The 11,402-nt window shown below is 70.9% G+C and carries 12 protein-coding genes; 1 reads left to right on the top strand and 11 read right to left on the bottom strand.

Going from position 1 to position 11,402, the window contains the following annotated elements; all coding sequences use genetic code 11:
• From ACGFIV_RS25905 to infC, 7 genes are all read right to left on the bottom strand, one after another.
• On the bottom strand, positions 1-2,046 hold a 2,046-nt coding region (locus ACGFIV_RS25905), incomplete at its 3' end, for a phenylalanine--tRNA ligase subunit beta (protein WP_392838022.1).
• A complete protein-coding gene (gene pheS / locus ACGFIV_RS25900) occupies positions 2,046-3,086 on the bottom strand; it encodes a phenylalanine--tRNA ligase subunit alpha (RefSeq protein ID WP_392838026.1) in 1,041 nt (346 codons plus the stop codon). The genes pheS and ACGFIV_RS25905, both read right to left, overlap by 1 nt.
• 354 nt (positions 3,087-3,440) lie before the next feature.
• Positions 3,441-4,523 carry an ATP-binding protein gene (locus ACGFIV_RS25895; RefSeq protein WP_358560140.1) on the bottom strand — a complete coding sequence of 361 codons (1,083 nt, stop codon included), beginning with the start codon at positions 4,521-4,523 and terminating at the stop codon, positions 3,441-3,443.
• 141 nt (positions 4,524-4,664) lie between these two features.
• Complete coding sequence (locus tag ACGFIV_RS25890; protein ID WP_358560138.1) at positions 4,665-5,468, bottom strand: RNA methyltransferase; 804 nt, start codon at positions 5,466-5,468, stop codon at positions 4,665-4,667.
• Positions 5,469-5,594: 126 nt separating this feature from the next.
• The gene (gene rplT / locus ACGFIV_RS25885; RefSeq protein WP_358560136.1) at positions 5,595-5,978 is read right to left on the bottom strand and encodes a 50S ribosomal protein L20; all 384 of its coding nucleotides are present in this window, start codon (positions 5,976-5,978) and stop codon (positions 5,595-5,597) included.
• Between the two features lie 24 nt (positions 5,979-6,002).
• Entirely contained in the window at positions 6,003-6,197 is a 195-nt protein-coding gene (rpmI, locus tag ACGFIV_RS25880; RefSeq protein WP_358560134.1) for a 50S ribosomal protein L35, read from the bottom strand.
• 136 nt (positions 6,198-6,333) lie between these two features.
• On the bottom strand, positions 6,334-6,963 hold the full coding sequence (gene infC / locus ACGFIV_RS25875) for a translation initiation factor IF-3 (RefSeq protein WP_358560142.1): 630 nt from the start codon (positions 6,961-6,963) through the stop codon (positions 6,334-6,336).
• Positions 6,964-7,446: 483 nt separating this feature from the next.
• On the opposite strand from infC, the gene ACGFIV_RS25870 reads away from it, so the two are divergent.
• The gene (locus ACGFIV_RS25870) at positions 7,447-7,602 is read left to right on the top strand and encodes a hypothetical protein (protein WP_392838021.1); all 156 of its coding nucleotides are present in this window, start codon (positions 7,447-7,449) and stop codon (positions 7,600-7,602) included.
• Here ACGFIV_RS25870 and ACGFIV_RS25865 read toward each other — a convergent pair.
• The 4 genes from ACGFIV_RS25865 to ruvX all read right to left on the bottom strand — a co-directional run bounded on the left by ACGFIV_RS25865 (position 7,577) and on the right by ruvX (position 11,367).
• Positions 7,577-8,407, bottom strand: a complete 831-nt coding sequence (locus ACGFIV_RS25865) for a shikimate dehydrogenase (protein ID WP_358560129.1) — start codon at positions 8,405-8,407, stop codon at positions 7,577-7,579. The genes ACGFIV_RS25870 and ACGFIV_RS25865 overlap by 26 nt on opposite strands.
• Positions 8,407-9,573 carry an endolytic transglycosylase MltG gene (gene mltG / locus ACGFIV_RS25860; RefSeq protein WP_358560127.1) on the bottom strand — a complete coding sequence of 389 codons (1,167 nt, stop codon included), beginning with the start codon at positions 9,571-9,573 and terminating at the stop codon, positions 8,407-8,409. Before mltG (ACGFIV_RS25860) ends, ACGFIV_RS25865 begins: the two co-directional genes overlap by 1 nt.
• Positions 9,574-9,730: 157 nt before the next feature.
• Complete coding sequence (gene mltG / locus ACGFIV_RS25855) at positions 9,731-10,873, bottom strand: endolytic transglycosylase MltG (protein ID WP_392838020.1); 1,143 nt, start codon at positions 10,871-10,873, stop codon at positions 9,731-9,733.
• Positions 10,870-11,367 carry a Holliday junction resolvase RuvX gene (gene ruvX, locus ACGFIV_RS25850; protein ID WP_358560123.1) on the bottom strand — a complete coding sequence of 166 codons (498 nt, stop codon included), beginning with the start codon at positions 11,365-11,367 and terminating at the stop codon, positions 10,870-10,872. The genes mltG (ACGFIV_RS25855) and ruvX overlap by 4 nt, the downstream gene beginning before the upstream one ends.
• Positions 11,368-11,402: the final 35 nt, after the last annotated feature.

Below are 11,402 nucleotides of genomic sequence, written 5' to 3'. Positions count from 1 at the left end.
CGCCCCCCGGCCCCCCCCCGGCCCCCCCCCCCCGGCCCCCCCCCCCCCCCCCGGGCCCCCCCCCCCCCCCCCCCCCGCGGGGGCGGCCCCCCCCCCCCCCACGACGGCGACCCGCAGCGGCTGCCGGGGCAGGGCGGCCGTGATGGTGGCCAGCTCCTCCTCGGTGGGCCTGCGGTCGACGCCGAGCACCGGGGCCTTCGCCGGGGCGCCCGCCTCGGGCCGGTAGACCAGGCCGGACTCGAACAGGGCGAGGTCGCCGAATCCGCGGCCGACGTTGCGCACCAGGGTCTTGAGCAGCCCCGGCAGCAGCGTGGTGCGCATCAGCGGCTCGTCCTCGCTGATCGGGTTGGCCAGGCGTACGGCCCGGCGTCGCGCGTCGCCCTCGGGCAACTGGAGACCGTCGAGGTCGCGCACGCCCATGAACGGGTAGGCGAGCGTCTCGACGTAGCCGGCGGCGGCCAGCGCGCGGCCGACGCGGCGGCGCAGCCGCTGGGCCTCGGTGAGCCCGGCCCCCGCGGGAGCGGCGGGCAGCACCGAGGGCAGCTTCGCGTAGCCTTCGAGCCGGATGACCTCCTCGGCGAGGTCGTTCGGGTCGGTCAGGTCGGGGCGCCACGAGGGCGGCGTCACCGTGAGCAGCTCGGCCGGATCGGGCCGGCCTGGACTCTCCAGCACATCGGCGGGAACGGCCGGGGACGCCTCGGCGCCCTCGTGCCCGGGGACCGCGCTCTGGGCGACCACCGTGCATCCGACCTGCTCCAGGCGGCGGACGACCGTGTCGCGCCCGTAGGCGACGCCCGCCACCCGGTCGGGATGGTCGGCCGGGATGGTGATCGTCGCGGGCTCGGCGTCGACGTGGGCGTGGGTGACCCCGGCGTCCGCCGTGCCGCCGCCGAACGCGACCAGCAACTGGACCGCGCGCCACGAGGCGTACAGGGGCAGCTCGCGGTCGACGCCGCGCTCGAAGCGGCGCGACGCCTCGCTCACCAGGTTGTGTCGCCGCGACATGCGGGCCGTGCCGGTGGCCGAGAAGTGGGCCGCCTCGATCACCAGGTCGGTCGAGGTGCCGGAGATCTCGGTCTCCAGCCCGCCCATCGTGCCGGCCATCGAGATCGCGCCCGAGGAGTCGGTGATCAGAATGTCCTCGGGGTCGAGCTTGCGCACGACATGGTCGAGCGTCTCCAGCGTCTCGCCCGGCTCGGCCCTGCGGACCACGACGGGCCCGCTGAGCTTGGACCGGTCGAAGGCGTGCAGCGGCTGGCCCAGCTCGATCATCAGGTAGTTGGTGACGTCGACGGCCAGGGAGACCGGCCGCATGCCCGCGCGCGCCAGGCGCACCTGCATCCACATGGGCGTCTCGGCGGAGGGGTCGAACCCGGAGACCGTGCGCAGCACGAACCGGTCACAGGCCGAGGGGTCGGCGATCGACGCGGGGTGGGCCTCCTCGGTGAACGAGGGCGGCTCCACGTCGGCCGGGTCACGCCAGGACACGCCGAAAGCGGTGGCGGCCTCGCGGGCGACGCCCCGGATCGACAGGGCGTACCCGCGGTCGGGGGTGATCTCCAGCTCGATGACGTCGTCGCGCAGGCCCAGCAGCTCGACCACGTCGGCGCCCAGGTGGGTGTCGGCGGGAAGGATCAGGATGCCGCTGTGGTCCTCGCCGATGCCGAGCTCGCGCGCCGAGCAGATCATGCCGTCGGACACGTGGCCGTAGGTCTTGCGGGACCCGACCTCGAAGCCGCCGGGCAGCACCGCGCCCGGGAGCGCCACGGCGACGCGGTCGCCGACCGCGAAGTTTGTGGCGCCGCAGATGACCCAGCGGGGCGCGGCCTCGCCGACCTCCACCGAGCAGTAGCGGATGGGCTTCTTGAAGCCGGTGAGCTCCTCGATGGAGAGCACCTCGCCGACGACGACGTTCTTGATCTCGTCACCGACGGACTCGATCGCCTCAAGCTTGAGGCCGGCCGCGGTGAGCTTGTCGGCTACCTCGTGGGCGGTGACGGCGGGCAGGTCGACGTACTCCCGCAGCCAGGAAAGCGGGAACTTCATCAGACCTCCATACCGAAGGGGAGCGTGAAGCGCACGTCTCCCTCGACCATGTCTCGCATGTCCTCGGCGTTGTGGCGGAACATCAGGGTCCGCTCGACGCCCATGCCGAAGGCGAACCCGCTGTAGCGCTCGGGGTCGACGCCGCAGGCCACCAGCACGCGGGGGTTGACCATGCCGCAGCCGCCCCACTCGATCCAGCCCTCGGACTTGCAGGTGCGGCACGCGGGGTTGCCAGGGACGGCCGAGGAGCCCCGGCAGACGAAGCAGCGCAGATCCATCTCGGCCGACGGCTCGGTGAACGGGAAGTAGTTGGGCCGGAACCGGGTCTTGATGCCCTCGCCGAACATGACCTCGGCGAACCGGTCGAGTGTGCCCTTCAGATGGGCCATCGTCAGCCCCTCGTCGACCGCCAGGCCCTCGATCTGGTGGAACACCGGGGTGTGGGTGGCGTCGAGCTCGTCGGTGCGGAAGGTCTTGCCGGGCGAGATGACGTACACCGGAAGCTTTCGCGAGAGCAGCGCGCGGATCTGCACCGGGGAGGTCTGCGTGCGCAGCACCATGCCGGAGTCGACCGACTCCACGAAGAACGTGTCGTGCTCGGAGCGGGCCGGGTGGTCGGGCGCGATGTTGAGGGCGTCGAAGTTGAACCACTCGCCCTCGAGCTCGGGCCCCTCGGCGACTTCGTAGCCCATCGCGACGAAGGCGTCGGCGATGCGCTCCTGCAGCGTCGTGAGCGGGTGCCTGGCCCCCCGGGGCGCGCGGTCCCATGGCAGGGTGACGTCGACGGCCTCCTCGACCAGGACGCGCTCGTCGCGCTCGGCCGTGAGCACGGCCTGCCGGGCGGCGAGGGCCTCGCCGATGGCCTTGCGAGCCCCCCCGATGCGCTTGCCGGCCTCGGAACGGGCTTGCGGCGGCAGCGCGCCGATCTCGCGGTTGGCCAGCGCGATCGGGGACCGGTCGCCGGAGTGCGCCAGCCGCACTTGCTTGAGGTCGTCGAGGTCGGCGGCCGCGTTGATGGCGGCCACGGCTTCCGCCTCCATGCGCGCCACCTCGTCGGCGTGCAACGGCGTCACCTCGACCGGGTCATAGGTGTTCGACAAGAGAGAGCTCCGTATCCAGGGCTTGAGCGGGCACGAGTCTAGTCCGTCCAGAGTGGCGAACCGGCCGCGGGCGACGGGCTGTGGACAACCTCCCGCGAGCTGTCGCCGGAGGTTGCCGAAGCTGTTCCGATCACATGCGGGACGCCGCCGGGAAGCGGTCGCCGCTTCCGTGATCGCCTGCCGGACGACGGCGGGAAACGGTGGTGACCTCCCGCGGTCGGGCGTCCGTACGCGACGCGGCCGGGCCGGCGGATGCCGGCGTGGTGAGGCCCACCGGCCGTCCCGGGCGACGCGTCAGGCGAAGTCGGGAGTGCCGGCGGGCATGGTAAATCGGAACTCGGCGCCGCCGCCGGGCGCCCGCTGCACAGTGATCGTGCCGCCGTGGGCCTCGACGAGGCCCTTAACGATGAAGAGGCCGAGCCCCGTGCCGCCACGGCGCCGCCCGTTGCCGCGCCAGAACTGCCGGAAGACGCGCGAGGCCAGCTCGGGTGCGACACCCTCGCCCTGGTCACGCACGGACACGGCGACTCCCCACTCGACAGGCTCCACGACTATTGTCACGGTACCTCGCCCGTGACGCACCGCGTTTTCCAGCAAGTTTCCGAGGATCTGGTCGATCTTGTCCTGATCGAGCCACATCTCGGGTAGATCACCGAGCGTCTCCAGCAGGAAACGGTCCTCAGGCTCGCCCGCGGCCACCCGACCCGCGATGATCTTACGCGCCCGCGCGGGAACGTCGACAACCTGGCGGTGGATCTGCAGGCGCCCCGACTCTATGCGGGACACGTCGAGCAACTCGGTGATGAGCCGGGTGACCCTGTCGGCGTCGGCGTTGACGGTCTCCAGCATCACGCGCTTCTGGTCGTCGGTGAAACGGCCCCACTTGGCCAGCAGGGTGGCGGTGAACCCCTTGACGCTGGTCAGCGGGGAGCGGAGCTCGTGGGCGACGGTGGACACCAGGTCGGCGCGGCTGCGCTCCAGGCGGGCGCGCGCCGCCGCGTCGCGCAGGGTGACCACCACGCGGACGACGTCGCCGCCGCGCTCGGGCCTGCGCACGAAGCGGGCGGCCACCAGCAGCTCCTGGCCGCCGGGCAGGTAGAGCGAGCACTCGGGCTGGCGGCTGCGGGTGCGCAGGCCGCCGTAGGCGTCGAGCCACTTCCACCAGTCGCGGCCGTCGTTGTCACGGAAGGGCAGGACATCGGGAAAGAGCTTTCCGACGACCGCGTGCGGCCCCGCTCCCGTGAGGCGGGACGCGGCGCGGTTGAGGGCGACCACCCTGCCGCGCTCGTCGGCCACGATGACGCCGTCGGGCAGATCGTCGACCTCGATCGAACATGCGGCATCGGCGTCCCGTGGGTGGGTTTGTCCGCCGCGCACTATCGCCTCCTCGACCCTACAGGGCCGACAATAGCGGGTTTCCCGTACTGGAAGGCAGCCCTACTCTCCGTGGGGGACCGTCCCGCCGGAGCAGGAACAGGTCCCTTTAGGACAAAGGGGCCTGTACGGCTGTCAGAGGGCCTACGCGGAGCGCTGGGCCCGCGCCGAGGCATAAAGGCAGACTCCGGCCGCCGTCGCCAGGTTGAGGCTCTCGGCGCGCCCGTAGATGGGGACCCGGACGACCTCGTCGGCCAGTTCCAGGATCTCCTCGGGCAGGCCCCATGCCTCGTTGCCGAAGATCCACGCCGTCGGGCCGGCCAGGTCGACGTCGTCGAGCGTCTTGGCGCCGGCGCCGTCGGCCGCGAGGACGCGCAGCCCCCGCTCCTTGAGATGGCGTACGGCCTCGGCCACGGGGGCGGCGGTCACGACGGGGAGGTGGAACAGGCTCCCGGCGCTGGCCCTGACGCACTTGCCGTTGTAGGGATCCACGGAGGCGTCGGTGAACACGACCGCGTCCGCCCCCGCCGCGTCCGCCGTGCGCAGGACCGTGCCCGCGTTGCCGGGGTCACGCACGTGGGCCAGCACGGCGACGAGGCCGGCGCCCTCGGGGACGCCCTCGGCCAGCGGCACGTGGATGAAACGGCAGACCGCGAGCAGCCCCTGGGGAGTGACGGTCTGGGCGAGCTCCGCCATGACCTCCCCGCTCGCGGCGTGCACCGGCAACCCGGCGCGCCGGGCGGTGTCCACGATGTCGGCGTGCCTGATCTCCGCGTCCGCGGTGGTGAACAGCTCGACGGCGACGCCGGGGAGGTTCAGGGCCTCCCTCACGGCCTGCGGGCCCTCGGCGAGGAAGGAGCGGTCTCGGTCCCTGAATGCCCGCTTGGTCAGGCGCTTCGCGGCCTTGACCCGCGGAGATCTGATATTGGTCAGCTCGGACCCGGCCACATATCCCCCTGGTGAAACCCCTGAACCGTGACGACGCGCGTGAGGCCCGTCACGGTGGAAATGCCGGAAAACAGTGAACGACCCGCTCCGATACAGAACGAGTCGTTCACTGGGTCGTGCGTGGGCTCAGCTCGCGACCGGCGCGTTGACGTCGGACGGCAGGGCCTTCCTTGCGGTCTCGGCCAGCGCCGCGAAGGTCTGGGTGTCGTTGACCGCGAGGTCGGCGAGGATCTTGCGGTCCACCTCGACACCGGCGGCCTTCAGGCCCTGGATGAACCGGTTGTAGGTGATGCCGTTCGCGCGCGCCGCCGCGTTGATGCGCTGGATCCAAAGGCGCCGGAAGGCACCCTTCTTGTCCTTGCGATCACGGTAGGCGTAGGTCAGTGAGTGGAGCATCTGCTCCTTGGCCTTGCGGTACAACCGCGACCGCTGACCCCGGTAACCACTCGCCCGCTCGAGGACGACGCGGCGCTTCTTCTTGGCGTTGAGCGCCCGCTTTACGCGTGCCATTGTTCTATCTCCCCGGGGGTTCGGTTACTTGCCGAGCAGCTTCTTGATCTTCTTGGTGTCGGCATCGGACATGACGACCTCAGGCGCGAGACGGCGCGTCCGCGTGGACGCCTTGTGCTCGTTGTAGTGGGCACGGTTCGCACGACGGCGAATGATCTTGCCGCTCCCGCTGAGGCGGAACCGCTTCTTCGCACCGCTGTGCGTCTTCATCTTCGGCATGTCAGCCGTCTCTCCCTCAATGGTCCGTGCCGATATCCCGGGTCAAGGTACCCCAGCCAGGAGCATGCCTGGCCGCTCTCCCTGACCCGGTCTTCGGTGTCTTCTCGCATCCCGCCGAGCTGTCAGGCGGGGCGGGTCACTCCTGCGGTTCCGATGCCGACGCCATGTCGTGGTCGAGGCTCATGTCCTCGCCCTCCACCGGATCGCCGGAGGTTCTCGCGCGAGCCGCCGCGCGCTCGGCCTTGGCCTCGGCCTTCTTCTTGTGCGGCCCGATCACCATGATCATGTTTCGGCCGTCCTGCTTGGGCTGGGACTCGACGAAGCCGAGCTCCGTGACGTCCTCCGCCAGCCTCTGCAGGAGCCGGAAGCCCAGCTCGGGACGGGACTGCTCACGTCCGCGGAACATGATCGTGACCTTGACCTTGTCCCCCGCCTTGAGGAACCGCACGACGTGACCCTTCTTGGTCTCGTAGTCATGCGGGTCGATCTTCGGCCGGAGCTTGATCTCCTTGATGATCGTGTGCGCCTGGTTACGGCGCGCCTCGCGTGCCTTCATGGCGGACTCGTACTTGAACTTGCCGTAGTCCATGAGCTTGCACACGGGCGGACGAGCCGTTGCCGCGACCTCGACCAGGTCGAGGTCGGACTCCTGGGCCAGCTTCAGCGCATCGCCGATGGAGACGATGCCGACCTGCTCGCCGTTCGGGCCCACGAGGCGCACCTCGGGCACGCGAATACGCTCGTTGATGCGGGGCTCAGTGCTGATGGGACCTCCTAGGTACCTGGCATTTATCCGCGTCGGTGCTTGACCGTGATGGGAGGTTTCGCGGGAATGCGAAAAGCCCCACACGTCGCGCATGCGGGGCCACCGAGCTCGGTGATCAGATGACCATGAGCTCCCCGGAGGAGTCCGGTAGTGATCCTTGACCCGTCGGCCCTGCGGCCGAACAGGTGGGAGGAAAACCTCCGCTTGCGCGTCCAGCAGCCATGCCGGACCGATCAAGCAGCAACATTACCACAACACCGAGCACCCGCCGAATAGTCCCCCCAGCGCCTTACTATCTGTGATTGATCGGACACGGAAGGCGATGGGTTACTAGGATCGCCCTGTGAGTCTAGACAGACCAGATGGAGGTGCTCATGGCTCACTGGCAGCTGCGGGAGGCGAAGCAGCGCCTCAGCGAGGTGATCGCCAGGCTCACGACGAGGGCCCGCAGGTGGTGACCCGCCACGGTGAGGAGGCACGCTGGTGGTCGGATTGCGCGCGACCTCTTCCCTTCCCGCGGTCGACGGTCTCCTGGCGGCCACCGCCCTTGTTCGAGGATGGACCCTGGTGACACGCAACGTGAAAGACGTCGCGGGCACCGGGGTGCGGGTGCTCAATCCGTTCGAGCCGCTCGTCTGAGGATCTCGGCCTCGCCGGCCGCCCGTACGACCGCGACCGGGACTCCCCCTCGGCCCGTGTGCATCTCCACCTGGCGCACGGCCTGGTGCAGCAGCATGGCGAACCCGCCGACGACCGTGCCGCCGGCGCCCCGCACGGCACGCGCCAGCGGCGTCGGCCATGGGGCGTAGACCACGTCGAACACGGCCGGCACGACGGTGAGCGCCTGCGCGTAGCCGTCCGCCGCCCCCGCGGGCAGCGTCGAGATCACAAGGTCCACGTCGAGTACGGTGTCGAGCTTGTCGAGCGTCCGCACGGTCAGGGCCATGCCGAGCCGCTCGGCGACCTCGGCCGTCTCCCTGGCCCGCGACGGGTCGCGGACCACCAGCGTCGCCTTCGACAGGCCGAGCTCGCGGAGCGCGGCGAGCGAGGAGCCCGCCGTGGCGCCGCCGCCGAGGATCGTCGCCGCCCGGGGTGCCACGACCCCCGACTCGGTGAGCGCCTGGACGATGCCGTGGACGTCGGTGTTCTCCCCGTGCCGGGCGCCGTCGCGGAAGACCACGGTGTTCACCCCGCCGACCTCGACGGCGAGGTCGGCGACGGTGTCCAGCAGGGGCAGCACGGCCCGCTTGAGCGGCATGGTCAGCGAAAGGCCCGCCCACTCGGGGCCCATGCCGGACAGCAGCCCGGCCAGGCCCCCCTCGTCGCACTCGATCGCGTCGTACCTCCAGCCGCGCAGCCCGAGGGCGTCGTACGCGGCCCGGTGCAGGCACGGCGAGAGCGAGTGCGCGATCGGCGAGCCGAGCACGGCGGCACGCCGCTCCATCAGCCCGTCCCGCGGTTCTGGTTGAACTCCTGGGCCAGCTTGAAGAACTCCGCCTCGGAGTCGGTGAACTTGGTGATGCCCCGCTTGGGGTCGGTGGTGACGAAGAACAGCCAGGTGCCGTCGGCGGGCTTCAACGCGGCCTCGATGGCGTGGTCACCGGGGTTGCCGATCGGACCGGGCGGCAGGCCAAGGCGCGCGTAGGTGTTGTACGGCGACGTGCTCTTGATCTCCTCGTGCGTGGCGGCGATGCCGAACTTGTTCAGGCCGTACATGACCGTGCTGTCCATCTGCAGCTTCATCTGCGGCGATCGGTTGAGCCGGTTGTAGATCACTCGCGCGACCTTCGGCATGTCGCGCACGCTGCCGGACTCCGCCTGCACGATGCTGGCGATCGTCATGATCTCCAGCGGCGTACGGCCCACCCGCCTGGCGCCCGCCACGAGGCCGGCGTCGTCGGCCGCGCGCTTGTAACGCGCCACCATCGCGCCGAGGACCTCGTCGGGGCTGGACTTGGGAGAGACCTCGTAGGTCGCGGGGAAGGCGAAGCCCTCCAGCCTGCCCCTGGCGTAGGACGGGAGGTCGAGCGCCTTCGCGTCCTTGGCCGCCTTGCGGAACTCGGACACCGGCTTGCCGGTGGCGGTCGACAGCTGCTCCAGGATCTGCGAGAGCCGCAGCCCTTCTCTCACGGTCAGGGTGGTCTGCAGCCGGCGCTTCGGGTCGAGCAGGGGGACGGCGTTGCTCGCGGCCATGCCCTTGCGAAGTTTGTACTCCCCCGGCTGGAGCGAGGCGCTCTTGCCGGCCGCGCCGATGGCGTTGATGAAAGCCCGCTCGCTGGCCACGACACCCTGGTCGACGAGGGTCTGGGCCACCTCGGTGGCGCTCTGCCCCTCCTTGATCTCCACGAGCACCTCGCCGGTGCCCTGCCCGGTGAAGTCCTTGGGGATCGCGACGCCGCGGATCCAGTTGTAGCCGTAGTACCCACCGACGCCGAGGACGCCGACAATGACGATCATCGCGACGAAGAAGGCCACGAAGCCCTTGCGGCGCTGGCGGCGCTGACGTCGCCTGCTGCGCGTGCGTGCCGTTCTGGAGGAAGCACGAGATCGGCGCCGGGGCCCTTCGTCGTCCTCGGCACCCAGCAGACTATCGAGGTCCAGATCGTTCATAGGTGCGCTCGCCAATCTCCCGGTAGGACCGGCCCGTCGTCAAGCGAGTGCCCCAAATTGGTGCGACATACCAGGCAAGCCGTCGTCCCCGCCCCTTGCTCCGCGCCTGCCGGGGCGACCCGGCGCGTGCGGGGGGCGGTGGCAGTCCCGCTGGGCATCAGTGCTGCCCGAGACGTTTGTTCAGCTCTTCTCGGAGTTTCACGAACTCACTCTCTTTGTTAGTGAATTTCGTGATTCTATGCTGTGGGTCGATCGTGACAAACCAGTACCAATCACCCTTAGCCGGACGAAGCGCCGCACGGAGCGCGGCCTCGCCGGGATTGCTGATCGGACCGGGCGGCAGCCCGGGGTGCATGTAAGTGTTGTACGGGGTGTCGCGCTTGATCTCGGCGTGTGAGGCCACGATGCCGTGCTTGCCCAGGCCGTACATCACCGTGCTGTCCATCTCCAGCTTGGCTCTGGACGCGAGGCGATTGTAGATCACTCTGGCGATCATCGGATAGTCGCTGTCCCTGCCGCCTTCGGCCTGCACGATGCTCGCGATGACCACCACGTCACGCGGGGACAGGCGCTGCCCCGCCGCCCCGGCCTCCAGGTCCACGTGCGCCGCCGCGCGCTTGAACCTGCGAACCATCGAGCGCAGCAGGTCGCGTGGTGTCGTCGCGGGCTCGATGTCGTAGGTGGCGGGGAACAGGAAGCCCTCGACGGTCCCCTTGGCGTACGGCGGCAGCGCCAGCTCGGCGGGCTTGGCGGCCATCTGGCCCAGCTCGGCCGCGGGCAGCCCCGACCCCTTCGCCAGGCGGGCCACCGCCTCGGCGGCGCGCAGCCCCTCGGGAATGGTCACCCGCTTCCGCACCCTGGACTGGGGCGCCATGAGAAGGTCGAGCGCCGACGCGGCGGACATGCGCTTGCGCAGGGCGTAGCGACCGGGCCGGAGGCTGCCCGACTTGCCGCGTTCCTCCACCACGTTGACAAAGGACCGGGCGCTCGCCACCACCTCGGCCTTGACCAGGGCGTCGGCCACCTGCCCGGCGCTGGCGCCCGGGGCGATCTCGACGACGACCGGACCCGAGCCCGTGCCGTCGAAGTCGTCGGGCCTCATGAGCGGCCCGAACAGCGCGAACGCCCCGGCGAGGCCCGCGGCGATCAGCACGGCGCTGCCCCCGCCGACCAGCAGCAGCAGAGCGCGCTTGCTGCGCCCGGCGCGGGCCCGGCGCTCGTCGGCCCCTTCGGGCAAGCGCTCGTCGGTGAAGGAGATCAGGTCGTCGGGGTCGTCGCCGGGGCCGGCGGGCCGCGTCACGCCGAGGGCCCGGCGCTCGATTCCCCACCGGGACGCCGCCCCGGTGGCTCGACGGGTCTGCCCGGCGGGGCGCCGCCGGACCGCTCGGCGTCCAGGGCTGCCTGAAGCAGGACCACGGCCGCCGCCTGGTCGACCACCGCCCGCTGGTTCTTCGCCTTCACACCGCTGGCGCGCAGGCCCTGCTGCGCGGTCACGGTGGTCAGCCGCTCGTCGTAGAGGCGGACGGGCGCAGGCGCGAGCCGCTCGGCCAGCCTGACGGCGAACTGCCGCGCGGCGACCGCCGCGTGACTCTCGCGGCCCGACAGCGAGGTGGGGAGGCCGACGACGATCTCCATCGCCTCGCACTCGGCGGCGATCTCGGCGATGCGGTCGAGGTCGCCCCGGCCGCGCCGCACGGTCTCGACCGGCGTGGCCAGCAGCCCCGAAGGGTCACTGCGGGCCACGCCGACGCGGACCGATCCCACGTCGACGCCGAGCCGGACCCCGCGCCTCACCGCGGGCTCCGGGCACGGAAGCGCGCGCGCCAGAT

It is taken from the genome of Sphaerisporangium sp. NPDC049003 (genome assembly GCF_043197795.1).
In the GTDB taxonomy this organism is placed as follows: domain Bacteria; phylum Actinomycetota; class Actinomycetes; order Streptosporangiales; family Streptosporangiaceae; genus Sphaerisporangium.
Note: the sequence above shows the minus strand (reverse complement) of the source record. Positions and strands in the feature narration are given on the sequence as shown.

What these genes read in the sequence shown, in the direction of transcription:
- pheS (WP_392838026.1), bottom strand. Translation starts at nt 3,086, where the DNA reads ATGGAGGCGGAAGCCGTGGCCGCCATCAACGCGGCCGCCGACCTCGAC.
- rplT (WP_358560136.1), bottom strand. Translation starts at nt 5,978, where the DNA reads ATGGCACGCGTAAAGCGGGCGCTCAACGCCAAGAAGAAGCGCCGCGTC.
- rpmI (WP_358560134.1), bottom strand. Translation starts at nt 6,197, where the DNA reads ATGCCGAAGATGAAGACGCACAGCGGTGCGAAGAAGCGGTTCCGCCTC.
- ACGFIV_RS25865 (WP_358560129.1), bottom strand. Translation starts at nt 8,407, where the DNA reads ATGGAGCGGCGTGCCGCCGTGCTCGGCTCGCCGATCGCGCACTCGCTC.
- mltG (WP_358560127.1), bottom strand. Translation starts at nt 9,573, where the DNA reads ATGAACGATCTGGACCTCGATAGTCTGCTGGGTGCCGAGGACGACGAA.